This is a genomic window from Novosphingobium kaempferiae, from assembly GCF_021227995.1.
Classification (GTDB): Bacteria; Pseudomonadota; Alphaproteobacteria; order Sphingomonadales; family Sphingomonadaceae; genus Novosphingobium; species Novosphingobium kaempferiae.
In genome coordinates, this window is the sequence record NZ_CP089301.1 from 4,762,567 (window position 1) to 4,787,511 (window position 24,945).

The window sequence follows — 24,945 nt, forward strand, 5'->3', positions numbered from 1 at the left end:
CAGGGGGAACATGGTGTCGCCTTGGGCGGGATGTGTCGCCTTGTGTGTGTGGCAGGGGAGCGTTCGGGGATCATCGGGGCGGAGGATACCGGAGCGGGGAGGCTGTAGGAAAGCAAGGTCGTTTGCCCCCGTCGCCCCTGCAGGCAGGGGCCCATCAGATCCATCGCCCTGACACCTTCTTCACTGCGAAGCGGCCAGCTTGGGATGGGCCCCTGCCTGAGCAGGGGCGACGGGGAGTGGGATGAAAAGTCGGGCCTATCCCGCCTGTCGCTTCATCTCCTGATAGGCCGCCTCGCGCGCTTCTTCGGTCAGGGTCAGGAGATAGCGGCTGGCCTCCTTGTAGGTCAGGAAGGCCAACCCCTCGACGACGATCGGCTCCGTCCGGCCATTGTAGATACGGCGCAGCAGGCGGCGCTGCGGGCGGGAGAGGGCGGTTTCGTCGTCTTCGGTCATCGGCGGCCGATAGCACCATTCCTCCCCCGTGGGGGAGGGGGACCATGCGCAGCATGGTGGAGGGGCACCCTCGGGATCGCCGGACCTCGATCGGCGTGTCTTGCCGCAAGGCGTCTGGACGAGAGACTCCGCGATCCATGGCTGCATTGATCGTCACTCTGGCGGCAGACACCGGGCCTTCCACCAGCGACCGGATCACCAACGACGCAACGATCGTCATCGGCAATCTGGAACCAGCAGCAACCTGGCAATACAGCCTCGATGGGGGGGCGACCTGGACGACAGGTTCCGGCACGAGCTTTGAGCTCGCCGATGGAACTTATGCCGACGTGCAGGTGCGCCAGACCGACCTAGCGGGCAATATCAGCGCGGCGACGGCTCTCGCACCGTTTACGATCGACACCGAAGTTGTGACGTTGAGTGCGGTTCTGGCGAACGACACCGGCGCCAGCGGCAGCGACGGCGTTACCAGCGACGGCACAATCCTCGTTGGCGATCTGGAGCCGGGCGCCACATGGCAGTTCAGCACCGACGGCGGAGTGACTTGGGTATCCGGTGCCGGCAACGGCTTTGTTCTGGCCGAAGGTACCTACGACGATGTACAGGTTCGGCAGACGGATGTGGCGGGCAATGTAAGTGCGGTCACCTCGCTGGGCGCGGTGACCGTGGACAGCACCGTACCGGGGCCGCTGACAATCGCCCTGGTCAACGACACCGGCATCTCCGCAAGTGATCAGATCACCAGCGACGGCCGAGTCATGGTGGGCGGCCTGGAAGAAGGTGCCGGCTTTGAATACAGCCTTGATGGCGGTGTAACCTGGCAGGTCGGCAGCGGCGATGGTTTCACATTGCCGGAAGGCAATTACGCCGATGTCCGAGTCCGCCAGATCGACCTTGCTGGCAACGGCGGAGACGATTCCTCGATGGGCGCGGCCACGGTCGATGCAAGCGTCGCCGCTCCTGGAGTGGCGCTGGTGACGGACACCGGGGTTTCGAACAGTGATGGAGTGACCGGCAACGGCGCAGTTGCGGTCACCGGGCTGGAGGCGGGATCCCGATTCGAGTACAGTCTCGATGGTGGAAGCACCTGGACTGCAGGAACCGGCTCGGGCTTTACGCTGGCCGAAGGAACCTTCTCGAATGTGCAAGTGCGGCAGATCGATGTCGCGGGCAACATCAGCGCGGCAATGCAATTGGGCACCGTAACCGTCGACACGAGTGTAGCGGCTCCGACGCTGTCGCTGGCGTCTGATACCGGCTCGTCGGCGACAGACCTTGTTACCAGCGATGGAACGGTCGTCGTCGGTGCGCTGGAACCGGGAGGAAGCTGGGAGTACAGCCTCGATGCGGGCGTGACCTGGCAGCAGGGCACCGGCAGCAGCTTCGAACTGGCAGAGGGTACGTATGCAAGCGTGCAAGTGCGCCAGACCGACGTTGCAGGCAATCTCAGTACTACAACCTCCCTCGGACCGATCGTGGTCGAGACAAGCGCCGGTGAACTGACGGTTGTGCTGGAAAACGACACCGGCGCTTCGGTGGCCGATGGCGTGACCAGCGACGGCACGGTTCTGGTAGGCGCGATCGAACCGGGTGCGACGTTCCAGTACAGTCTAGATGGCGGTGCGAACTGGCAGGCAGGTACGGGCAGCAGCTTTGAACTGGCGCCCGGCACCTACACCGATGTTCAGGTGCGGCAGATAGACAGCGCGGGCAATATCGGCGCAGCGACGTCGCTGGGCGCCGTGACAGTGGACACCACCGCGCCTGGCGCCCTGACCCCGTCCCTGACCAACGACACAGGCGCTTCGGGCACGGATCGTGTCACCAGCAACGGTGCAGTATCGGTGAGCGGCCTCGAAGCGAACGCCAGCTTCGAATACAGCACCGATGGCGGGGCAATCTGGACGACTGGCACCGGCACCGGATTTACCCTGACGCCGGGAAGCTACGCCGACGTGCAAGTCCGCCAGATCGACCTTGCGGGTAACCCTGGTCCCGCAACGTCGCTGGGGGCAGTGGTCGTCGATGTCACCGTGGCACCGCTGACCGTCGCACTGGTCGCCGACACTGGAGCATCGGGCACCGACAGGGTGACGAGCGATGCCACCGTAACGATCGGAAACCTGGAATCAGGCGCCTCCTGGCAGTACAGCCTGAATGGCGGCACCAGCTGGATCGGCGGTACGGGCGCAAGCTTCGAGCTTGCCGACGGCAGCTACGTCAACGTACAGGTCCGCCAGATCGACCGGGCCGGCAACGTGAGCAGTACAACTGCGCTGGCACCCGTCACCATCGATACGACGATCCTCGCGCCGACGATAGCGCTGGTCGCCGATACCGGGACATCTCCGACTGACCGCATAACCAATGATGCGACGGTGACAGTGGGAAGCATCGAGCCAGGTGCGAGCTGGCAATACAGCCTGAATGGCGGGACGACCTGGCTTACGGGAACCGGCGGCAGCTTCGAGCTGGCAGAAGGCGTCAACGCCAGTGTGCAGGTGCGCCAGACCGACCTGGCGGGCAACATCAGTGCCGTGGCGGTGCTGGCTCCGGTCACGGTTGATACTGTCATCGCGCCGCTAACTCTGGGTCTGGTGACAGACACCGGCACTTCGGCGACCGATCGCGTCACGAGCGATGGCACTGTTGGCATCGGCAATCTGGAAGCAGGCGCGACCTGGCAGTACAGCACCAACGGCGGCGCGACCTGGATCAACGGTACCGGCACCAGCTTCGAACTGGCCGAAGGGACCTACTTCAACGTTCAGGTTCGCCAGACGGATCGCGCCGGCAACGTGAGTGCGGTGACCTCGATCGGCACCGTGACCATTGACCTGCCGGTCGCTGTAGACGATGTCGCCACGCTGAACATGGGGGCGCAGACCAGCGTTACCCGCCCGAGCGCAACCGACAGCAGCGTGACGGTGGTGGGACTGCTCGAATCCGACGTGGGTGCGGACGAAAGCACGACGATCATCGTCCCCGACGATCGCACCGGATCGGTTCGTATCGAGGTCAGCCAGACGGCTCTTGTCGCGGTGGCCGATGCGTTCCGGCTCGACGTGATCGATGCCGCGGGCAACGTGGTGTACTCGGCCGTCACCCAGAATTCCCTGGTCGGCGATGTCGCCGGGCTTGAGGTGCTCGGGCTTACCGGCGACAACCGGTTGGTCGCCATCGTCGAAGGCTTGCCTCCGGGCGAGTACCGCGTCGTCGTGCGCAACGATGAAAGCACGCTGGAGCAATTGCTCGATACCGATGGCGGGGGCGTGTCCCTGACCGAATTGGGTCAGGCAGGCGTGGTGCTGGGCCCGCAGAACCAGACGCTCGTGCTGGATGCAGTGGAGCAGGCGCTTGGCGGCGGGGTTCTGGGGGCGACCGCGCGTGGTCTGCTGGCAACGACGCTGGGCCTGACGACGAACCTTGGCGTCGGCGGCCTGGTGGGGATCCTCACCAACCTGCTCAGCAATCCGCTGGTCAACGCGCCGCAACTGCTCAATACCGTGCTGGGCGCGGTTTCGGACACCCTGCTCAGCAATACGCTGACCCTGCTGCAATCGACGGCGGTCACGACGCAGGTCACCGAATACGAGTATGCCAACGAGACGCTGAGCGGCAACGCCATCCTCGGCAACACGGCGGGCGGTCGCGACGACCTCGGCGGCGGTGCGGTGATCACGCAGGTCACCAACAGCGATGGCGATACGGTCGGCCTGCCGGGCAGCGGCAGCATCTCCATCGCGGGCGAGTACGGTGTACTCACGATCGCGGCCAACGGGGCGTACAGCTACGAGGCTTACGGCAACCCCAACGCGATCGGGCGCTCGGAAGTGTTCACCTACACGCTTTCCGACGGCGTGGTGTCGGATACCGCGACGATCACCATCGGCCTTCAGGGCACCGCCGTGAGTGCCGGAGACGACGTCGCGGCGGCGGCGGTGCGCTGGAGCTATGTTGCCAACAACGAATACTTCAACGCCAGCGGAACGTTGGTGGGCATTGCCGCGACCCGGACCTACAACAGCGCCAACTTCGTCATCGGCGACAATGAAGCGGTGTCGGGCTCGGCTTCGATCGTTTCCACGGCAACGGTGGCGGGCAGCGGTACGCTTCTGGTCCAGGAGCTTGTCGGTACCACCTGGATCACCGTGCGGACAGTGCCCTACTCCGTGCTTGCGGGTGTTCTTGGCGAAGTGGTCCGCATCGACCTGTCCACGCTCAACCTCGATGAAGGCACCTACCGGGTGCAGGCAACCTTGCGCGGTCTGCTTTCAGCGGTAACCATCAATACCGACGTGAATGTCACCTATCTGGACCAGTTCGTCCACAATGGGTCCACCAACGCCTCCGGCAACATCCTCACCAACGATCATCCCGGCTCACTACTGACCGAACTGGAAGTCTACAGCCGCTCGACCGGGACGTTCCTCGACGTCGATGCGGGCAATCCGGTGACGGTCAACGGTCTCTACGGCACCCTGACGCTCAATTCGGACGGCAGTTACGTGTATCGACCGTTTGAGACCCTCTCTTACTTCAATACGCCGCGCGTCGATTCCTTCGATTACCATCTCGTCCATCCTTCCGGCCAGGTCGCGGAAGGAACGCTGGATGTGACCGTCCAGCCGAATGGGGCAGGCGTGACAAGCACATTCCAGGCATCGGCGTTCAGCGCCGAACCGGAGATCGTGGATACGGACAGCGTTCACATCGACAGCCTGTTGGCGACGGCGTCCGCTGACGAGCACTCGGCTCTGGCGGCCAGGAGCGCCTCCGAACCCAACGCCGTGACTGTCTACGACATGTTCGAAGGGCAAGGCACGATCGAGAGCGTGCTGGAGAACTACCTGAAGACAAGCCAGTCGCATCAAGACCATTCGACAAGTTCACTGCCTAACGCAGCTAACGATACGTCGGATACGGGCATAGCTGCTGCCCCCGAAACAGACCCGCTTGGGTATCTCGTCCTACACCCGAGTGATCCCAACGCAGATCAATGGCACCACCAGTCGTTCGTTTAGTAGAAGGTGATGGAAACATGGGAATTTCCGTCAACAGACGGCCCTTGCGTTCTATATAAGTTAATTAATCGGGTGGCAGGGAGAGTTATGGGGCGGCAGGGTCGGCGGCGACGAGTCAGGTACTCGTATTCAATTCTGGTGCTGGTTGTCGCGGCTGGATCGCCATTCACCGGCGTTGCCCAGATGATTGCTCCGAACGGGCCAATGACGCTGGAAGAGGCGGCCCGCCGTGCGGTCGAATGGCATCCCTCGGTGCAGCAGGCGATCGCCCAGCTGAAGGCCCGCGGTTCCGACGTGGACGTAGCAAAGGCCGGTTATCGCCCGGAAATCAATGCCGGGGCGAGCACCGGCTATGACAACCTCACGGGAGCAGGCTGGCGGCCGCGTGCCAACATTTCCGCGACCCAGATGCTTTACGATTTCGGAAAAGTGTCGAGCACCGTTGAAATCGCCAGGGCGGGAACACGGATCAGCGCCGCCGAAGTGCTGCTGGCGGTGGACAATCTCGTGCGTGATACCGGCTATGCCATCGTCGAGATCCAGCGCAATGCAGCACTGCATCAGATCGCGGTGGAGCAGCTGGAGACAATTCGCGGGATCAGCCATCTGGTCGATCAGCGATTTCAGCGGGGCGCCGCCACCCGTTCCGATGCCATCCAGGCAGTCGCCCGGGTACAGTCGGCGCAGGCGACCATCGAACAGATCGAGGCCGAGCAGCGCCGGTGGAGCAGCAACCTTGCCCATCTGCTGGGCCAGCCTGCGGCGCCGACCGTCGACACGGACATGTCCGAACGGTTGCTCCATGCATGTGAGCAGGGCGAGCCGGACTGGGACCGCATTCCGGCGATGATGCAGATTGCCGGGGCCCGGGACCAGGCGAAGGCCGAACTCGATCTGAGCCGCGCGGAAGGCTTGCCTACCGTCTCCGTGGGAGCCGGAGCATCGGGTGACGTCAACGACCCGTTCTCGCGCCGGGCCGAATACAACTTCGGCCTCAACGTTTCCAGCTCGCTCTACAGGGGTGGGGCCAACCGCGCACGCACCCGGGGCGCGGCCTTTTCGCTAAGCGCGGCAGACGCTGCCGAAGCCGGGGTACGTAATGAGGTCAGCCGGCAACTGTCCGAAGCGCAGCGGCAGGTGGACAGCCTGGAACAGCTCGTCACCACTCTGTCCGCGCGTCAAGGCAGCATGCAGGAGACCGGAATGCTCTACCGCCTCCAGTACCTGGAAATGGGCACGCGCACTCTGGTGGACCTGCTCAACGCGCAGCAGGAACTGCATCAGGTGCGCTTCCAGCTTGCCAACACCCGGCACGACCTGCGCCGACTTAACATTGACTGTCTGTTTACGGCCGGGAAGGAGCGTGACGCCTTCCGGCTCAGCGGGATGGTCGTGGAAGGGGTTGCGCTGTGAACGAGGCCGTCCATCCCGAAGCCGATTTCCGCGTCGACGCGTGGCTGGAAGCGTTCCGGCACGTTGCACAGCACTACCGCATTCCCGTTTCGGCAGAGAACGTGCGCATCGCCGGACTGTGGGCCACCGACAAGGGAGATGAGGAGCGTGTCCGCAACCTGGCGCGCGGCACAGGGTTGCGCGTGCGCTTCGCGCCGGTGACAGGCTTTGCGATGACAAGCGGGCGGCTGCCGGTCATCGCGCAATTGATCAGCGGTGAACTGGCGGTCATTACCGCGATCAGCCTGGAAAACGACGCGGCGGTGATCGTCACTGGCGAAGGCGGGCTTCCCAACGCGTTGTCGCTGGACGAAGTCGTCCGCCAGACGGTGCGCTTCGTGATTGCGCGCCCTTCACGCGCGGCGCCCGACGCTCGCGTCGACACATATATCCGGCCATACCAGGAGCACTGGCTGCGCCGTACCCTGCTCAAGGATGCGCGCTCCTACACGCATGTGGCGCTGGCATCGCTGATCACCAATCTGCTGGGACTGGGCACCGTGCTGTTTTCCATGCAGGTCTATGATCGGGTGGTCCCGGCCGAATCCTACCCCACGCTCTACGTGCTGTTCATCGGCGTGATGCTGGCGATCGGGTTCGACTTCGTCCTGCGGCGCTTGCGAATGAGCATCATCGATGTTCTCGGGAAGCGCGCCGACTTGCGGGTTTCCGATCAGGTGTTCGGCCACGCGATCCGCGTCCGTAACCGGGAGCGTCCGGCTTCGACTGGCACGTTCATCGCCCAGCTGCGCGATCTGGAGCAGGTGCGCGAGTTGCTCACCTCCACGACCGTGGCGGCATTGGTGGACCTCCCGTTCTTCTTCCTGTTTCTGGTGATCTTCTGGTTCATCGCCGGCTCGTTGATGCTGGTGCCCCTGGGAGGTCTGTTCCTGCTGATCGTACCAGGCGTGCTGGCGCAGCCCCGCCTGCGCAGCTACGCGACCGAAGCCATGCGCGAATCCTCGCTGCGCAACGCCATGCTGGTGGAGGCGGTGCAGCGGCTGGGCGACATCAAGACGTTGCAGGCGGAAAGCCGGTTCCAGCAGCAATGGAACCACTTCAACGCGGTGGCGGGCGAAGCGCAGCTCAAACTCAGGGGTCTGACCAATGGGCTGACCGTATGGACCCAGAACGTCCAGAATATCGCCTATGCCGCGGTGATCTTCTTCGGCGCGCCGATGGTGATGGCCGGTGACATGACGACCGGGGCTCTCGTCGCGGCCTCGATCCTGGGTTCGCGCATGATGGCGCCGCTGTCGCAGATGACGCAAGTGCTCAGCCGGTTCCAACAGGCAAAGGTCGGGATGAAGAGCATCGACCAGATCATGGCCTTGCCCGTAGACAACCCGGATGACGAGCATCGCATTCAGGTGCCTTCGATCGCGGGTAAGTTTGCGCTGCGCTCTGCCGTATTTCGATATGGCGATGCCAATTCCGCTCCAGCACTGAGCGTCAATGACCTGCAGATCGCTGCCGGGGAAAAGGTGGCGCTGCTGGGGCGAAACGGTGCTGGGAAGTCGACGTTGCTCCAAGGCCTGTCGGGTCTCCTACATCCCGCAGCGGGGGAAGTGCTGCTGGACGATCTGGCGCTGCACCAGATCGATCCGGGCGATGTACGACGGGATGTGGGTTTGCTGACGCAGAACAGCCGCCTGTTCCACGGTACCTTGCGCGAGAACCTTCTTCTGGGAGCGCCCCAGGCATCCACCGAGGAACTGGTCGAGGTGTTGACGATGGTCGGTGCCGACGAGTTCATCCGCCGCACTCAGGCCGGGCTGGAGTATGTCGTCCAGGAAGGCGGCGAAGGTCTGTCGGGGGGACAGGTCCAGTCGCTGCTGCTCGCGCGCCTGCTCATCCGCCAGCCATCGGTCGTCCTGCTGGATGAGCCGACCGCGTCGATGGACGATGCTACCGAACGCCTGTTCATCGATCGGTTCAAGGCGTGGAGCGCCAACCGCACTGTCGTCGTCGCCACGCACCGGTTGCGCGTCCTTGACCTGGTGGACCGGGTGATCGTCATCCACAATGGGCTCGTCACGCTCGACCAGAGCAAGGATGAGGCACTGCACACCATGCGGGGCAAGGGGAAAGAGGCGTGAGCACTTGGGCCGACAATGAAGACTGGCTCTTCGGTGACGAGAAGGACAAGCGCTTCACTCTGGCCGCGCGAATGATCTGGACGGTTGCCGCGCTTTTTGTTGCGGGCCTGATCTGGGCTTGGTTCGGGCAACTCGATGAAGTGGCAACCGGCACCGGGCGCGTCGTTCCGACATCGCGAGAGCAGGTCATCCAGTCGCTGGAGGGCGGTATTCTTGCCAAGATGTTCGTGCGCCAGGACGATATTGTGGAGCCGGGGCAGGTGATTGCGCAGCTTGACCCTACGCAGGCCGGTTCCACGGTGGAGGAAAGCGCGGCCAAGTATCACGCGGGCCTTGCCGCGGCTGCCCGCCTGCGAGCCGAGATCAATCGCACGCCGATCAGCTTCCCTTCGGAACTGGACGATCATCCCGAACTCAAGGCTAACGAAACCCGCCTTTATGAAGACCGGCGGCGCAGTCTTTCAAGTTCGTTGGCGCTCGTCGATGAATCGCTCGCTCTAATTCAAAAGGAAGTCGCGATAGGCGAATCGCTCATCGACGTGGGCGCCGCCAGCAGCGTGGAAGTCATCCGGCTCAAGCGACAACGCGCGGACCTGGAACTGAAAAAGAACGATTTGCGCTCTCAATACGTCGTCGAAGCGCAGCAGGATCTGGCCAAGGTAAACGAGGAGGTCAACGCGCTGGCCCCGGTGGTGCGTGGCCGGTCCGATACGCTCCGCCGCTTGACGCTGCATTCGCCGGTGCACGGTGTGGTCAAGAGCATCGAGGTCTCAACCGTCGGCGGCGTGATCCCGCCCAATGGCGAACTCATGCAGATCATTCCGCTGGGTGACCAACTGCTGATCGAAGCACGGATGTCGCCGCGCGACATCGCCTTTATCCACCCGGGACAGCGCGCGACTGTCAAAGTGACTGCGTACGATTATGCCATTTACGGCGGTCTGGAAGGCAAAGTCGCAACGATTTCACCGGACACGATCCGGGATGAGGTGAAGCCTGAAATCTACTACTATCGGGTTTTTATCCGCACGACTTCGGACGCGCTTGTCAACAAGGCAGGCAAGCGCCTGCCGATCGTGCCCGGCATGATTGCCACGGTGGACGTGCATACCGGATCGAAGACCGTTCTGGAGTATCTGCTCAAGCCGTTCAACCGCGCGCGAGAAGCCCTGCGCGAACGCTGAGCCTGACGAGGAAGCTGTTTTTGGCTCCGCGATTGCGTTCTAAATGGTTGTTTTACCTGAGTAGCATCCACAAGAAATAAAGATTCTGTTAATACTTGGATGACCAGTGTGACCTTCAGACGAAACGAAAGTGGCGTATCCCCCCTATGCCCTCCGCCAAGTCCAGCGACATTGATTGCAATGCCTCTCCCTCATCCCTGAGGACGGTGAAATCTTTCGTGCAAGCCGCCAAAGGCCGAACCGTGAAGGATCGCCGGTTGGTAGAATCTGCTCGACAGCTGCTTCAGGCTCGCAAGAAGTTTGCTGCCCTCAGTCCAAGGGGTTTGTTCCGGGATTCCGCTTGGGACATGATGCTTGAACTGTTCATCTGTGGCGAAGAGGGCGGCATCCTCTACGTCAAGCAGATGGTGATCGCCTCGGGCGAGTCTCCGGCCGCGGCGATGCGCCGAATTGACCGGCTTGACGAGGCGGAATTCATCAATCGTATTCCTGATTTGCTGGACCAACGGCGTGTTATCGTCCGGTTGACCGAGCGTGGCCGCAGCGCCATGCTCGCGATGCTGAAGCACGTGTACGACCCCCCTATACCTTCGTCGCCGGTCGCGTTCGATCCCCGCCGTTGATACATCATATTGTTCATCCCATCTTGGCGACGTGGTTCCTCGCTTCGATTTGGGCCCGATCGCTGCGACTCGACGGTTTATTACAATCCCGATAGTCGGCCCCAAGGCAGCCGCTCGTAATTTCGAAGGCTCGATCGCTCCCCATCGTCCCTGCTTTGTTACGAAATCAAACCATCATAAATTAGATCGACCAGTAATACCTCCGGATCGGACATAGTTCTGTCGGCGTCTTGGCCGGTCGTTATCGTTTAGGTTGGTAGGCCGGAGCGATCAGGGAGCGGGTTGGGCTTGAGGTCGGACGTGACGGGACTGCAGAACACCATCCTGGAGATGATTGCGACGGGCGAGCCGCTCTCCGCAACGATGGTCAGGCTGTGCCGAGAGGTCGAGCGGATGGTCCCCGGGGTCATCTGCTCCGTCCTTACCGTGGATAGTGCGGGAGAGCTGTGTACGCTCGCCGGGCCAAGCCTTCCAGCGCACTACAGTTCGGCGATCGATGGGTTGGCCATCGGCCCGAGTGTCGGCGCCTGCGGCACGGCGGCTTACCTCGGCGAAGAAGTCGTATGCAGCGACATCGCGACGGACCCGCGTTGGGAACGGTTCCGGGACCTCGCCCTTCCACTGGGCCTGCGGGCATGCTGGTCCAGTCCGATCTTCGGATCGCAGCCTCGTGCAGTCGCGACGTTTGCATTTTATTACCGCGAGTGCCGCGGACCGTCCCCGCTGGAGCGAGAGATCGTGGCCCAGTGCGTGCACCTCTGCGCCATTGCACTCGATCGCCATCGTCGGGTGCTCGAGCATGAGAGGCGCGCCAATACCGATGTGATGACCGGCATGGGCAACCGTGCCGCGTTTGACGGTGCGCTGGCGGAGCTCGACTGCAAAGTGCCGGGTGGTTGGGCACTGTGCCTTGTCGACCTCGATAACCTGAAAGTGGTGAACGACACTTTCGGGCATCAGGCCGGGGACCATGTTCTGCGACATGTCGCGGAGAGGCTCTTCCGTGCAGCCGGATCGGATCGCGTGTTCCGTATCGGCGGGGATGAGTTCGCGTTGATCATCACCCAGACCGCGACGCTGCGTAATATGGAAAGTTCGATGGAGAGCTTCCTGGCAGCGGTGAGCCCTCCTGTCGATTGTGGCAGCAGCGTTATCGTCCCGCGTGCGACGATCGGCTTTGCGGTATGCTCTGCTGGAGACCGGGTCGCAGAGCGGGTGCGGCAGAACGCCGACTTCGCGCTTTATCACGCGAAGGAGACCGGGCGCGGCGGGTATGTGCGGTACTGGCCGGGCATCGGATCCCGTATGACGCGCAGGCTGACAGCCATCCGGGATGTCGATGCGGCTTTGCGCGAGGATCGTATCAAGGCCCATTATCAACCGATCATCAAGCTGGAGACCGGCGAGGTGGTTGGTATGGAGGCGTTGTGCCGCATGCACATCGGCAAGTCCGTATTGCCTGCACATCTTTTCCACGAGGCCACGACCGACGCCAGCATTGCTAGTGCGCTCACCGCGAACATGATCGCGCAAGTTGCCGCAGACGTGCGCTACTGGCTGGATCTGGGCATCCCTTTCCAGCATGTCGGCATCAATGTGTCCTCAGCCGACTTTCATAATGGTGCGATATACGCGCTGGTTGCGGAGGCGTTCGGGAAGCATGACGTGCCGTTGAAGCACGTTATCCTGGAGGTCACCGAATCCGTTTACATGGACGACGACGCCGGGGTTGTGCGCACGGCGATGGCCGCCATGCGAGCCAAGGGTCTGAAGATCGCGCTGGATGACTTCGGCACCGGCTTCGCTTCACTGACCCATTTGTTGCAGGTGCCGGTCGATATCATCAAGATCGACAAGTCCTTCGTCGATGGTGTGGTGTATTCCCCACCCAGCGCCGCGATCGTGGGCGGGCTGATCCGGATCGCTGATGATCTTGGCATCAAGGTGGTTGCCGAAGGGGTCGAGACGCGTGAACAGCAGGACCGACTTCTCAAGCTGGGATGTCTGTTGGGACAGGGATACCTCTACTGGCCAGCCATGGATCCGGTGGAAGCTGGTGCCATCATGCTCGAGCGTGGGCAAGGCGCCGTCGTTGCACAGCAGGCAGTAGCGGGTTCGAGCTGACGACCAACTCGTCAGCATCGATAATCCCGGGCCATCTTCTCTCAAGGCCCTACTGCGGTAGGGAAGGCCGGTAGCGGACGACGGGTGAAGCTTCTTTCAAGGCTTCCGGTCGTCCACCGGCCGTCCACGCTGAGATTTCAGAAAACTCGATCAGCGGCAGACGCGGACCTTGCGGTGGTGCCGCCACTCCGTCCAGCAACGGCGATGATTGCCGCGATATCGGCGGTCGCTCCAGTGGCGCGGACGCTCGTAGCGACGATGGTCTCGGTAATGGCGGTCGTAGTGGCGCTGCTCGTAACGATGTCGATCTCCACGCGGATGAGCCTCCGCCGTCGCCACCACGCCGATGCTGCTGGCGACCATCGCAAGTGCTAGAGATATTTTGAGAATTTTCATCAAGACCTCCGGGTTGAAAGCTATCAGAACCGCTCACAGGATGAATTGCCGATGTACGTCGCGCTGAGCGGCATCGGTCCTGCGACGGGCTATGATGATCCGCCGACAAGTTGAGCCGCATGCGCGCAAGGTGCGCTGTCACGCCGATCCTGTGTGCTCAAGTGCGTTGTCGCCCTGATTATTCCTGCCTAACAGCGCATCGGGACCGGTAGCGGCGGACTGCAGGGGGCTGCCGAGAGTAGTCCGACGAAAAAATCCCGTGTTTGCCGAATGCTATTTCTGTGACTGCCGCGTTATGGTTTGTGCCGGAGGAGACATTCATTGCCGCAGCAATCCAGGACACTCACGCGCGCGGAAATGGCAGCGGCCATCAGCCGTCGGGTCGGGATCTCGATCCGCGACGCCTCGTTCATGGTCGATGCCATCCTTGAGGAGATGGCGGCTGCCCTCGAGCGCGGAGAGAACGTGAAGATCACGAACTTCGGCACGTTCCTGCTCAATGACAAGGCGCCCCGCATCGGGCGGAACCCGAAGACGGGCCAGGAGGCACTCGTGAGCGCGCGACGTGTCGTGACCTTCAACCCCGGCATGGGCCTGCGGGCACGGGTGGCCCCTATCCCTGATTGACATTCATTGCGGCGGGGCGCGGATCAGTTCGGCTGCGCCCCAAATCGCCTCGCCGATGACGCATCGTTCAACCCGTCTGAGCCCTTCCGGGCTACATCCCAGCCTGCATCTTTGGTCACCTGAAATTCAGCGGCTAGGGTACGAAACCATCGCGTGCAGATCATCCCACAAGCCATTCGATGCGGCCTCGGCAGGCATGACCCCGACCGCCGAAATGCCAGGTGGGATGCCGTGCGAGCCGGGTTCGTACCAGAGGCCATGACCTGACGCGCGAGATCAATGAACGCCTCGAATGCGGCCGAAGTGTTCCTGAGGTCGCGAAGCTCTTCGTCTTCCTCGCCTCGAGCCTTGCCGGGAGCATCACCGGAACGGAGTTCACGATCGACGGCGGAACGGTGTCGGTGGCCTGACGCGACGAATGGATGGCCAACTGATGCGATCTGATGTTCTCATCATGTTCCGACTGTGGTAATGCCGCGGGCATGGTTGATACCGCCGTCCGCAAGATCATTCACGTGGACATGGATGCCTTCTTCGCATCCGTGGAGCAGCGCGATGATCCATCCCTTCGCGGACGTCCCGTGGCCGTCGGATATGCGGCGGCGCGGGGTGTCGTGGCCGCAGCAAGCTACGAGGCCCGCAAGTTCGGAGTCCGTTCTGCGCTGCCATCGGTGACGGCGATGCGCCGTTGCCCGGACCTCGTGTTCGTGCCGCCGCGCTTCGATGTCTACCAGGATGTGTCGCGCCGGATCCACGAGGTTTTCGCGCGCTACACCGATCTCATTCAGCCGCTGTCGCTGGACGAGGCCTATCTCGACGTTACAGCGAACAGGCGCGGCATCGAGACCGCGTGGCGCACGGCGAAGGAAATCCGTGCGGCGATCCTCGAAGAAACCGGCCTGACCGCTTCGGCTGGTATCTCCTACAATAAGTTCCTCGCCAAGCTCGCCTCCGATCAGCGCAAGCCCGACGGGCAGTTCGCGGTGACCCCCGACATGGGGCCGGCCTGGGTCGAGGCGCTGCCGGTCAGCCGTTTCCACGGTGTCGGGCCGGTGACGGCGGACAAGATGAAGCGTCTCGGGATCGAGACCGGAGCGGATCTCAAGGCGAAGTCGTTCGAGTTTCTCCAGCAACATTTCGGCAGTTCCGCCGGCTGGTATCATGCGATCTCGCGGGGGCAGGACGACCGGCCGGTCAATCCGGACCGGGTTCGCAAGTCATCGGGTGCCGAAACGACCTTCGACCACGACCTGACCGATCCGGCTGCGATCGAGGCGGGCATTCTTCGAATGGCCGACGAGGTGTGGAATTGGTGCGAAAGCCGGGTGGCGTTCGGGCGCACCTTGACAGTGAAGATCAAGTACGGCGACTTCCGGCAGATCACGCGCAGCCGCAGCCAGCCAGTCGCGGTGACGACCCAGGATGACCTGCGCCGATCCGCGCTGGACCTTGTCCGCTCGGTCTTACCTCCCGCCAAGGGCATCCGCCTTGTCGGCGTCACGGTCTCGAACTTCATCGAGCCGCCAGTCGCACAAGAGGCCGAATTGCCGATGTTCCGTCAAGGAGAGGCAGCTTGATGCTCGATCTGTTCGACGCGCCCGTCCTGCCGGGACTGGCCTTGCGCGGCGACATCATCGACGCGGCTGAGGAGCGCGCGCTGATCGCGCATATCGACGCATGCGATCTCACGCCGTTCCGCTTCCAGGGCTGGACGGGCAAGCGGCTGACGACGTCGTTCGGCTGGAACTATGATTTCGAATTGGGCCAGCCGAAGGAGGCCCCGCCGATCCCGGACTGGCTTGCACCTTTCCGCGACCGGGCGGCGGCCTTCGCCGGGCTCGAACCCGGTGAGATGAGCCAGGCCCTGTTGATCCGCTACGGTGCCGGTGCGGGTATCGGCTGGCACCGTGACCGCCCGATTTACGCAGATGTTGTCGGCATTTCCCTGGGCGAGCCTGCGACGATGCGGTTCCGGCGTCGGCGGGGCGAGGGTTTCGAACGGGCATCGGCGCCTCTCGAGCCACGGAGCATCTACCACATGAGTGGCGCTGCCCGGCATGAGTGGGAGCACAGCATCGTCGAGATGCAGCGCTCGCGCTGGTCGATGACGTTCCGCAGCCTGGCTAAGAGGTTTTGACGCGCGAGCATGCGGACCGTCGATCCGGGCCATATGAAACAGGATGCGAACCGGGACGCCTGCGGAGTATTATCCGATCATGAAGACGATTTCGTTTCCCGATGGCACTACCGTTCCCGCATTGGGCCAGGGCACCTGGATGATGGGCGAACGCCCTGATCGCCGCCCCGCCGAGATCGCCGCCTTGCGCGAAGGCATCGATCTTGGCCTGACCCTGATCGACACCGCCGAGATGTACGCCGACGGCGAGGCCGAGCGCGTCGTCGGCGAGGCGATCACCGGTCGTCGAGACGGAGTGTTCCTTGTCAGCAAGGCCTATCCGCAGAATGCGTCTGCCAGGCGGCTGCGGAGTGCCTGCGAGGCAAGCCTGCGCCGCCTTGGCACCGACCGGCTCGACCTGTATCTCCTGCACTGGCGTGGCAACGTTCCGCTTGCCGAAACCGTCGATGCCATGGAAGCATTGGTGGCGGCGGGGCTGATTGCCCGCTGGGGTGTCAGCAACCTCGACACCGACGACATGGAGGAACTCGCAGCCGCTGGCGGCACGGTCTGCGCCACGAATCAGATCCTCTACAACCTTACCCGGCGCGGCCCCGAGTTCGACCTGATGCCGTGGCTCGAAAGGCGCCGCATTCCGGTCATGGCCTACAGCCCGGTGGAGCAGGGCAGGCTGCTCGACCATCACGCGCTGGATGAGGTCGCGTCGCGGCATGATGCCAGCCCGGCGCAAGTTGCCCTAGCCTGGCTCATGACGCGGCCCGGCGTGTTGCCCATTCCCAAGGCGGCGTCGATCGCCCACGTGCGCGAGAACCGGGCGGCCGTTGACCTCGTCCTGACACAGGCGGATATCGCGACACTCGAGCAGGCGTTTCCGACGCCGGGCGGACGCCGTCCACTCGAGATGCTTTAGCTCTTGGGCGCGAGCACTAGCGCTTCGCGTTGCCCTTTGGAGGAAGCGGCGCGTCGAGGACCCAGTTGAGGTAAGCCGCAATGCGAACGCCCGCACGTTTCAGCTGATCGTCGATCTCGGTGCGATGTGCATAGGCATAATCCCATGAAAGGGCTGGATCGGTGGGATAGATCGTCCTGCGCAGCGCGATGCTCTCGTGGATCCAGACTGCGGGATCGCGCTCGTTCCATGCGATGACCTCGGCTGGTGTGATCGATCGCGACAGCCATGCGGCATACTCGGAGTAGGAGAGCGAGCGCTGTTCGATCAGCGCCGAATCCAACACTGAATGCAGGTTGGTCGGCTTGCCGAACCAGGTGACCGAAACCGCATTGCCGCCGCGATCGGTTCCGGTGCCGGCATGGAGCGGCTGATGCAGATCGCCGATGATATGGACGATGAAACGAAGGGCGAGGCGCCTGTCGTCGGGCGTGGCCTTGGGATCGCGCAGCGTCGCGGTGAAGCGCGCGAGCGCGGTCTTCGCGTCACCCGCCGGTGGCGTGTCCGATGCGGTGTAATCGTCGCCGGCAACGGTCACGTAATGCCACGGGCTCGCCTGCTTCTGCCAGAAGACGTGCCCGTCGGATTTCATGTCATCAGGCCAGGTCGCCGCCTCGGCGAGGTCCTCGCTACCGAGCAGCAGACGGACATTGGCCCGGGCGAGACCGCTCAGGTTCTCGTCGGCGATTGCGCCGGTGATGCGGTGACCGACCGGTCCCCAGGCATGGGCGGGCGTGGTGGCGGTGAGAGAAGCGGCGAGCGAGACGGCCAGCAGGATCGATTTGTGCATGATCGCTTCATAGAGCACGCGAGGGCCGGGGGAAGCCCTGCGGTTTCAGACATGTTGATGCCACATCATTATCGGTATCGCTCGCAGGCGGACTGCGGAAGGAATGCCGGCTCGCCGTGACCGGTGTAGATATCCTGGAGCAGCTAGGTTCGCTCGATCTCCATCTCCTCTTCCCCGATGGTCCGCCACCAGAAGCGCATGGCCGGATCCCAGCGGTAGCCTCGCGCCTTCAGCGCGTCCTTGCCCTCGAACGGTGCATCCACGGCATTGACGCGGAAGCTGGACCGCTCGCAGGAGGCAGCCAGCCTGGCGAGTATGGTCTCACCATCGGGCGTCTGATGCGCCAGAAGGTAGATGAGCGCCAGGATGTCGTTTTCGGCGCGGTGCCCCTCGTAGAACCAGCCACACTGCGCGACGAGTTGTGCGAGGGCGCGGCCATCGAAGCCAAGCTCGAGCCAGTCGATCTCGGCCATCGTGCAGGCCCATGCCTTGCCGGCGATCGCGGGGAGGCGGCGATCGACGAACGGACGATCGAAGGCGGCATTATGGGCAACGATGAGGTCCCCCGAAGCCAGGATTTCGATGGCTGCTGCCTCATCGATGCTCTGGCCGGCCAGCACGTCGTCGGTGAGGCCCGTGAGCCTGGTGATGCGCGGATCGAGTGGAGCCTGCGGATCCTCTCACCACACCCGCGGCGTGCCAACCTGGAGGACGCGGCCACGCTCGTCGAAACGAAAGCGCTGGACGGCAAGTTCGATGATCCGATCAGTCTCGCGATCGAGCCCGGTGGTCTCCACGTCGATGGCAACGCCCACGCGCGTTGCGCCATAGGCCGGTCCATCATGAAGGCGCTGCACCTGTGTCAGCCTGCGCAGGACCTTGAAGTCCGGATGTGCCGCAAGCATGCGGGCGGCTTCGGCGAGGCAAGGCTCGAGGCTCGTCATGGTCGGGCCTGATAGGGCGTGTCAGGCGAAGGGGGAAGGCAAGCGGATATCGAGACGGGGACAACCGCGAGCCGGGCTCGTGAGCCCGCAGGCTCAAGGGGAAGTGGCTCAATGGAAGTCGTGACTGCGGATCGCGATGAGATCGTCGCAAGGGTGAGTGGTCGGGAAAGGCGGCGGGGCCAGCGTCCGGCCGCGCGGGATGCTGGGCTGACGCGGATCGGGCCCGCCGCCGTGACTGGCGCCGTCGCCGCGCCCAGGTGCGACGGTGAAGTCGCTCTGCGCGATCGCGCGCAGCATGTCATCGTGGTTCACAATACGGTCGCAGATGATGTGAATGACATCGCCTTCCTTCTGGAGACGTCCGCGCATGGCGATCATCGAGGCGGACATGATCTGGCGGCGATAGATCTCGAACTTGTCCGGCCACAGGATGCCGTTGGCGACCCCGGTCTCGTCCTCGATCGTGACAAAGAGCACTCCCTTTGCCGAGCCGGGTCGCTGGCGAACGAGCACGACACCGGCGACCTCGATGTTGCGGCCATCACGAACGGACGGCAAGTCGGCGCAGCGGACTACCTGCATGGCATCGAGCCGGGAGCGCAGGAACTGCAGCGGATGACCACGCAGCGAAAGCTGGAGTGCGCGATAGTCCTCGACGACCTCGCGCCCCGCGCTCATGGCCTTCAGATCGACGTCGGGTTCAACCCCTTCGGGCAAGAACCCCGCCTCGCGCGCGTCGGCCGCTGCGAAGAGCGGCAGCGGGGCCTCGCCCAGTCCCTTCACTTTCCAGAGGCCCTGGCGTCGATCCTCGCCCAGGACGGCGAATGCATCGGCTTCTGCCAGGCGCTCGATCGCAGCGCGCGGGGTTCCGGCACGGCGCCAGACTTCCTCGACGCTTTGGAAGGGAGCAGGTCCCCGGGCCGCGACGATCGCGGCGGCATGGATGTTGGCAAGACCGCGAACCTGGCGAAAGCCGAGGCGGACCGCATGGAGGCTGCCCCGTCCCGGTTCGAGGCTGCAGTCCCAGTGGCTGTGGTTGATCGAGACGGGCCGGACTTCGACGCCATGCGCCCGCGCATCGCGCACGATCTGGGCCGGGGCGTAGAAACCCATGGGCTGGGCGTTGAGCAGCGCCGCGCAGAAGACATCGGGATGATGGTGCTTCATCCAGCAGCTGGCATAGGCGATCTTGGCGAACGAGGCGGCATGGCTTTCCGGAAAGCCGTAGGAGCCGAAGCCTTCGATCTGCTTGAAGGTGCGCTCGGCAAAGTCCCTGGGATAGCCGCGGGCGATCATGCCGTTCACCAGCTTGTCGTAGAAGTGACTGACACCGCCGGTCAGCTTGAAGGTCGCCATGGCGCGGCGCAGCTGGTCGGCCTCGACCGGCGTGAAGCCCGCACCGACGATCGCAACCTTCATCGCCTGTTCCTGGAACAGCGGCACACCGAGCGTCTTCCTCAGAACCGCCTCGAGCTCGGGCCTGGGATATTCCGGCGTCTCCTTGCCTTCACGGCGCCGAAGGTAGGGGTGGACCATGTCGCCCTGGATGGGGCCCGGGCGCACGATCGCGACCTCGATGACGAGGTCGTAGAATTCCTTCGGCTTGATGCGCGGCAGCATCGACATCTGCGCGCGGCTCTCGATCTGGAAGACCCCGAGGGTGTCGGCCTTCTGGATCATGGCGTAGACGTCCGGGTCATCGTCCTGCAGATCGGCCATGGTCTTGTACACGCCCTTGTGCTGCTCGAGCAGGTTGAACGCGCGGTTCATGCAGCCGAGCATACCGAGGCCCAGCACGTCGACCTTCATGAACTTCAGGGCATCGATGTCGTCCTTGTCCCATTCGATGATCTGGCGGTTCTCCATGCGCGCCGGCTCGATGGGTACCAGATTGTCGAGCCTTTCGTGCGTCAGCACGAAGCCGCCGGGATGCTGCGAGAGGTGTCGGGGCGTGCCGATCAGCTGGCGCGAAAGCTCCAGCGTCAAGCGCAGGCGATGATCGTCGGCATTGAGATTGAGGCTCTCGATCTGTTCGTCGGTGATCCCTTCCATCGACCAGCCCCAAACCAGCCCGGTCAGCATTTTTGTAAGGTCTCGAGGCAGGCCGAGGGCCTTGCCGACCTCGGCCACAGCTCCGCGGGTCCGGTAGCGGGTGACGACAGCGGTAAGTGCCGAGCGATGACGGCCGTAAGTCTCGTAGATCCACTGGATGATCTCCTCGCGGCGCTCGTGCTCGAAGTCGACGTCGATGTCGGGAGGTTCCTTGCGCTCGCCCGAGACGAAGCGTTCGAACAGCAGCTCGTGTCGGATCGGATCGATCGAGGTGATGCCGAGCATGAAGCACACGCAGCTGTTGGCCGCCGATCCTCGCCCCTGGCACAGGATGCCGCGCCGGCGGCTTTCAGTGACGATTGCATTCACCGTCAGGAAGTAGGGCGCATAGCCGAGCCGGTCGATGAGCGTCAGTTCGTGGTCGATCTGCTTCGCATAGGCCTGCGGCAGGCCGCCGGGAAACATGCGCGCCGCCGCATCCGCGGTAAGGCTCGCGAGAGCCTGCTGCGCGCTGCGTCCGGCCATGACCTGCTCGTAGGGATACTGGTACCGGATTTCGCCAAGGTCGAAACGGCAGCGCTCGGCGATGTCGGCGCCCGCCTGGATCGCATCGGGAAACGCCGCGAACCGCCGCTCCATTTCTTCAGGCGACTTGAGATTGCGATCCATGAACCGTTCGCGCCGGAAGCCCAGCGCATCGATCGTCGTCTTTTCCCGGATCGCGGTCATCACATCCTGCAGCGGACGCATCGTGGGATCGTGATAGAGGACGTCGCCGATCGCGACGCTGCGCACCCCCGCCTCGCGCGCGAGCCTGTCCAGGCCGTGGAGACGGACCATGTCGCCCGGCCGGCGCCGCAGCGACAACGCGCTGAACCCGTCGCGCCCGAAAACCGAGCGAAGATCCTGCAGGTCGGCGGCGGTGCGCTTGTCAGGCTGATCGGGAAGCAGGATCGCCACTAAACCCGCCGCGTGTTCGACAACGTCGCTCCAGGACAGGATGCACCGGCCCTTGCCGCCACGTCCCTTGCCGAGCGACAGCAGTCGGGTGAGGCGCGACCAGGCGGCGCGGTCGCGGGGATAGAGCAGCAGCGCGCGGTCATCGGTGAGATCGATGCGCGATCCCGCGATCATCCGGACGCCGCTTGTCTTCTGGGCGTCCCAGCCCCGCACGATTCCGGCAAGCGTGTTGTGATCGGCAAGCCCGAGCGCGCGGTGCCCCAATGCTGCGCCTGTCGCGAAGAGTTCTTCCGGTGCCGACGCACCGCGCAGGAACGAGAAGTGGCTGGTGACCTGGAGTTCGACGTAGCGCGCCATCACCCGAACACGCCGTGGATGTACCAGCTCAGATCACCGGTCGGTGCATCGAGCCCGTCGCCGCGCCGGAACAGCCAGAAGCGTTCGCCGCCATCGGTCTCGACCATGAAGTAGTCGCGCACGGCCCACATCTCGCGTGCCGAGCGCCACCATTCGCCATGAACGCGTTCGGGCCCTTCGCCGATCGCGACCTTGTACAGCGTGCCGCGCCAGGCAAACCGCCGGGGCGGGTGATCGGGCATCAGCGCGACGACGCCGGACAGCGGTTCGGGATGGGGAAGCAGCCGGACCGGCCGGCGCCATTGCGGCCATCCTTGAGGCAATGCGAGAGGGGGAGCGCGTCGCACCGCGCGCTCGGGCACATCGCTTTCGACCGGACCGATGCGGAACAGGGCCTTCTCCCCGGCACGCCCAGCAAGCTGATCGACGAGCGGCGCGAGGTCGGGCTCCCTGCCGTCAGGACCGGGAAAGGTCCCGATCATGACCGGCTGCAGATCCTCGACGCGTGGCGCAACGAGACGCATCACTTCGATGCCGAGCCCGGGGTCGATACGTTCGACACGCATGGCGAACATGCGCGCGAGATGTCGCGCATCGCGCGTTGCGCCTGCAGTGCCGATCACGAGTCGCTGCTCGACGGCATCGACGCGCGTGCAGGTGAGGGCCGCGGTACGCAGCCCCAGCCGGCGCCGTTCCAGTTCGCGGACCAGGTCATCGGCGAGATCGCCGATGACCTGGTTGATCGCATCTGCCGTGCTGATCGGCTCGAGCAGCCTGCGCTCCGAATACGGTGCTGCGAACGGCACGATCGCCACGATGGGTTCCGCTGCCAGTCCGCGTGCCTGATCGAGGCGTTCGACGGTGCGAAGACCGAGGCGCCTTGCAAGCGGTCCTCGGGCGATCGGATAGAGATCGCCGATGCGCTCCAGACCGAACCGGGCAGCGCTTCCCAATGCCTCGTCGGAAAGCCGCAGCGCCGCAAGCGGCAATTGGGCAATCGCATGGGTTTCGGTGCCGCCAGGCAGTACGATGATCGGCTTGCCAGCAAAACGGGCGAGGGCATGGGCAGCGCCCGGCGTACCGGCAATGGCAATGTGCGCGGTGAAGCCGAGGTGCGCGAGGAAACGCACGACCCGGCGGCAGAAGCTTTCCTCGCCACCGAAAAGATGTGTCGTGCCGGTAAGCTCGAGCCAGAGCCCGTCCGGTGGACTGACGCTCGCCACGGGTGTCCAGTGGCGAGCCGCGTGAAGCGCGAGCCGGTCGAGCCATGCACGGTCGTCCCCCGGCGTCGCATCGCTGACATCAAGGTCCGTCACAAGAGCGCGTGCATGTGCCGCAGCCATTCCGGGATGCAGCCCGAGCGCGCGCGCGATGGGGCAGGCGGACGTTATGATGTCGCGCTGCCCCGCCCGTTCGATCAGCACAACCGGCCTTGCCAGATGCGCCAAGTTTGCCAGTGCAGGCGCTGCCGGCCATGGCGCACCTGCATCATCGGGGCCCATGGCGCGAAAAGGATGATCCGCCGCTTCGCTGCGCCGGCCCATTTCACGCATGGTCGGGCGCTGATGGGCGGGCAGGGCATCGATGTCGCCCACCCTCGGCTTCGCGCGAAGCTCCGGGTCCTGCGCCCAACGCGCACCGGGACGCCATCCGCCACCGCGAGGCACGGAGCAGGGGCCGGGGTCGTCATCGACAGGCTCGGTGAAACGCGGCCCGAGGTCCGGCCGAGGGGCGGCGCGATCACGCGGCGCGGATGGTCGCTCCTGCCGGCGCAGCCGTTCGATCGGCAACTGCGGCAGGTAGAGCGAGGCGACCCTGATCATCGCAAGCCTCGAGAACAAGAGAGAAGGGAGCGCCGCCGCGCTGACGTAAGAGATCGACGTGCCACCGTGCACGGCCGACACCGGTGTGAGGCAGGCGCTCGGAAGGGGCGGCCCCTATGCTCCAGCGCGTCATGGCGGACGATGGCTGGGACAGCGGATTGCGCTCGCGGGTTCGGTGCCGCCGGTAGAGCAGCATCGGCGTCCGGCCATCGGCGGCTGCGAGTTGCAGGCGCCTGGTTGCCGTCTGGTCGGCTGACCTGACTTCGGCGATGACGCAGGCAAGCGAGCCGTCACGCAAGGCGTCCTCTGCCAGAGCAAGGATTTCGGCATCCTTTTTTGCCTGTGCGTAAAGGATCTTGTGCGGCCCGAGGCCGGCCTGCTCGAGACCCGGCGCATAAAGGTCGAAGCGGCTCAACGCCCACAGGACCGTCATTCCATTCTCTGCGGCAAAGCGTGCAGCTATGCCGGCGGCAAAAAGAGTGGCTGCGGCATCGTCCGCCCAGCCGGCACTGGCAGCGGCGATCTCGTGAAGGGAGGCGCCGGCAATGCCGCCTCCGGCGAGCCGCGTGTCGATCTCCGGGATGCCGAAGGGCAGTGCCGGACCGCGATCCGATTGCGCTTGGGCGACTTGCGCGCGTAGCGCGGCAAGCTGTTCGGCAGGCAGCCGGGAAGGAAGGGCGGTTTGCAGGAGCATGGATCAATCGCGACTCATATGTTCGCTTTATGTTCTATTTTATCAGGGTTGGCGTCAAGGCGCAGACGCCCGCAAGGGCGCGTCATGGTCGCTAAGCAACGGGTTGAAAACGGGAAAGAATTCCAGCGAGGGCGATGTGCACACTAGTGACCTCTGAAAGAGATTTGCGCGCGTTTTCGTGGCGGTGGCTGCAACATCCGGCATGCAGGAAGGCTGGCCGGAGTGTCCCGGAAACGCCGACGAACAGGATTTACCTC

The 24,945-nt window shown here is 63.9% G+C and carries 16 protein-coding genes and 1 pseudogene; 10 read left to right on the top strand and 7 right to left on the bottom strand.

Annotation, left to right across the window (positions count from 1 at the left end; genetic code table 11):
* Nucleotides 1–255: 255 nt before the first annotated feature.
* Complete coding sequence (locus LO787_RS21655) at nt 256–453, bottom strand: hypothetical protein (protein WP_232493048.1); 198 nt, start codon at nt 451–453, stop codon at nt 256–258.
* A 137-nt stretch (nt 454–590) separates the two neighbouring features.
* On the opposite strand from LO787_RS21655, the gene LO787_RS21660 reads away from it, so the two are divergent.
* From LO787_RS21660 to LO787_RS21685, 6 genes are all read left to right on the top strand, one after another.
* Entirely contained in the window at nt 591–5,477 is a 4,887-nt protein-coding gene (locus tag LO787_RS21660; protein ID WP_232493049.1) for a beta strand repeat-containing protein, read from the top strand.
* A gap of 204 nt (nt 5,478–5,681) precedes the next feature.
* Nucleotides 5,682–6,890, top strand: coding sequence for a TolC family protein (locus tag LO787_RS21665; RefSeq protein WP_232493050.1), 1,209 nt, complete (start codon nt 5,682–5,684; stop codon nt 6,888–6,890).
* The gene (locus tag LO787_RS21670) at nt 6,887–9,028 is read left to right on the top strand and encodes a type I secretion system permease/ATPase (protein WP_232493051.1); all 2,142 of its coding nucleotides are present in this window, start codon (nt 6,887–6,889) and stop codon (nt 9,026–9,028) included. Before LO787_RS21665 ends, LO787_RS21670 begins: the two co-directional genes overlap by 4 nt.
* Nucleotides 9,025–10,212 carry a beta-barrel domain-containing protein gene (locus tag LO787_RS21675; protein ID WP_232493052.1) on the top strand — a complete coding sequence of 396 codons (1,188 nt, stop codon included), beginning with the start codon at nt 9,025–9,027 and terminating at the stop codon, nt 10,210–10,212. Before LO787_RS21670 ends, LO787_RS21675 begins: the two co-directional genes overlap by 4 nt.
* A 347-nt stretch (nt 10,213–10,559) precedes the next feature.
* The gene (locus LO787_RS21680) at nt 10,560–10,835 is read left to right on the top strand and encodes a MarR family transcriptional regulator (protein WP_232493053.1); all 276 of its coding nucleotides are present in this window, start codon (nt 10,560–10,562) and stop codon (nt 10,833–10,835) included.
* A gap of 300 nt (nt 10,836–11,135) precedes the next feature.
* The gene (locus LO787_RS21685; RefSeq protein ID WP_232493054.1) at nt 11,136–12,959 is read left to right on the top strand and encodes a putative bifunctional diguanylate cyclase/phosphodiesterase; all 1,824 of its coding nucleotides are present in this window, start codon (nt 11,136–11,138) and stop codon (nt 12,957–12,959) included.
* 150 nt (nt 12,960–13,109) lie between these two features.
* Here the strand turns inward: LO787_RS21685 and LO787_RS21690 are convergent, their stop codons facing one another.
* Nucleotides 13,110–13,322, bottom strand: a complete 213-nt coding sequence (locus LO787_RS21690; RefSeq protein WP_232493055.1) for a hypothetical protein — start codon at nt 13,320–13,322, stop codon at nt 13,110–13,112.
* A gap of 390 nt (nt 13,323–13,712) precedes the next feature.
* On the opposite strand from LO787_RS21690, the gene LO787_RS21695 reads away from it, so the two are divergent.
* The 4 genes from LO787_RS21695 (at nt 13,713) to LO787_RS21715 (ending at nt 17,029) form a co-directional block, all read left to right on the top strand.
* Entirely contained in the window at nt 13,713–13,982 is a 270-nt protein-coding gene (locus LO787_RS21695) for an integration host factor subunit alpha (RefSeq protein ID WP_232493056.1), read from the top strand.
* 482 nt (nt 13,983–14,464) lie between these two features.
* Nucleotides 14,465–15,559, top strand: coding sequence for a DNA polymerase IV (dinB, locus tag LO787_RS21705; RefSeq protein ID WP_232493058.1), 1,095 nt, complete (start codon nt 14,465–14,467; stop codon nt 15,557–15,559).
* Nucleotides 15,559–16,119 carry an alpha-ketoglutarate-dependent dioxygenase AlkB gene (locus LO787_RS21710; RefSeq protein ID WP_232493059.1) on the top strand — a complete coding sequence of 187 codons (561 nt, stop codon included), beginning with the start codon at nt 15,559–15,561 and terminating at the stop codon, nt 16,117–16,119. The genes dinB and LO787_RS21710 overlap by 1 nt, the downstream gene beginning before the upstream one ends.
* Before the next feature lie 79 nt (nt 16,120–16,198).
* Nucleotides 16,199–17,029: an aldo/keto reductase gene (locus LO787_RS21715; protein ID WP_232493060.1), complete on the top strand. Its 831-nt coding sequence runs from the start codon at nt 16,199–16,201 to the stop codon at nt 17,027–17,029.
* Nucleotides 17,030–17,045: 16 nt separating this feature from the next.
* On the opposite strand, the gene LO787_RS21720 is transcribed toward LO787_RS21715, so the two are convergent.
* From LO787_RS21720 to LO787_RS21740, 5 genes and pseudogenes are all read right to left on the bottom strand, one after another.
* Entirely contained in the window at nt 17,046–17,858 is an 813-nt protein-coding gene (locus tag LO787_RS21720) for a S1/P1 nuclease (protein ID WP_232493061.1), read from the bottom strand.
* 143 nt (nt 17,859–18,001) lie between these two features.
* Nucleotides 18,002–18,802: pseudogene (locus tag LO787_RS21725) on the bottom strand (3'-5' exonuclease).
* Between the two features lie 108 nt (nt 18,803–18,910).
* Nucleotides 18,911–22,171 (bottom strand): error-prone DNA polymerase, encoded by a 3,261-nt coding sequence (locus LO787_RS21730; RefSeq protein WP_232493062.1) that lies wholly within the window; start codon nt 22,169–22,171, stop codon nt 18,911–18,913.
* On the bottom strand, nt 22,171–23,994 hold the full coding sequence (locus tag LO787_RS21735; RefSeq protein WP_338045391.1) for a DUF6504 family protein: 1,824 nt from the start codon (nt 23,992–23,994) through the stop codon (nt 22,171–22,173). The genes LO787_RS21730 and LO787_RS21735 overlap by 1 nt, the downstream gene beginning before the upstream one ends.
* Nucleotides 23,912–24,688, bottom strand: a complete 777-nt coding sequence (locus tag LO787_RS21740) for an ImuA family protein (RefSeq protein ID WP_232493063.1) — start codon at nt 24,686–24,688, stop codon at nt 23,912–23,914. The genes LO787_RS21735 and LO787_RS21740 overlap by 83 nt, the downstream gene beginning before the upstream one ends.
* Between the last annotated feature and the right edge of the window lie 257 nt (nt 24,689–24,945).

What these genes read in the sequence shown, in the direction of transcription:
- LO787_RS21695 (WP_232493056.1), top strand. Translation starts at nt 13,713, where the DNA reads ATGGCAGCGGCCATCAGCCGTCGGGTCGGGATCTCGATCCGCGACGCC.
- dinB (WP_232493058.1), top strand. Translation starts at nt 14,465, where the DNA reads ATGGTTGATACCGCCGTCCGCAAGATCATTCACGTGGACATGGATGCC.
- LO787_RS21730 (WP_232493062.1), bottom strand. Translation starts at nt 22,171, where the DNA reads ATGGCGCGCTACGTCGAACTCCAGGTCACCAGCCACTTCTCGTTCCTG.
- LO787_RS21710 (WP_232493059.1), top strand. Translation starts at nt 15,559, where the DNA reads ATGCTCGATCTGTTCGACGCGCCCGTCCTGCCGGGACTGGCCTTGCGC.
- LO787_RS21680 (WP_232493053.1), top strand. Translation starts at nt 10,560, where the DNA reads ATGATGCTTGAACTGTTCATCTGTGGCGAAGAGGGCGGCATCCTCTAC.
- LO787_RS21660 (WP_232493049.1), top strand. Translation starts at nt 591, where the DNA reads ATGGCTGCATTGATCGTCACTCTGGCGGCAGACACCGGGCCTTCCACC.
- LO787_RS21665 (WP_232493050.1), top strand. Translation starts at nt 5,682, where the DNA reads ATGACGCTGGAAGAGGCGGCCCGCCGTGCGGTCGAATGGCATCCCTCG.
- LO787_RS21655 (WP_232493048.1), bottom strand. Translation starts at nt 453, where the DNA reads ATGACCGAAGACGACGAAACCGCCCTCTCCCGCCCGCAGCGCCGCCTG.
- LO787_RS21735 (WP_338045391.1), bottom strand. Translation starts at nt 23,994, where the DNA reads ATGATCAGGGTCGCCTCGCTCTACCTGCCGCAGTTGCCGATCGAACGG.
- LO787_RS21690 (WP_232493055.1), bottom strand. Translation starts at nt 13,322, where the DNA reads ATGGTCGCCAGCAGCATCGGCGTGGTGGCGACGGCGGAGGCTCATCCG.
- LO787_RS21715 (WP_232493060.1), top strand. Translation starts at nt 16,199, where the DNA reads ATGAAGACGATTTCGTTTCCCGATGGCACTACCGTTCCCGCATTGGGC.
- LO787_RS21720 (WP_232493061.1), bottom strand. Translation starts at nt 17,858, where the DNA reads ATGCACAAATCGATCCTGCTGGCCGTCTCGCTCGCCGCTTCTCTCACC.
- LO787_RS21740 (WP_232493063.1), bottom strand. Translation starts at nt 24,688, where the DNA reads ATGCTCCTGCAAACCGCCCTTCCTTCCCGGCTGCCTGCCGAACAGCTT.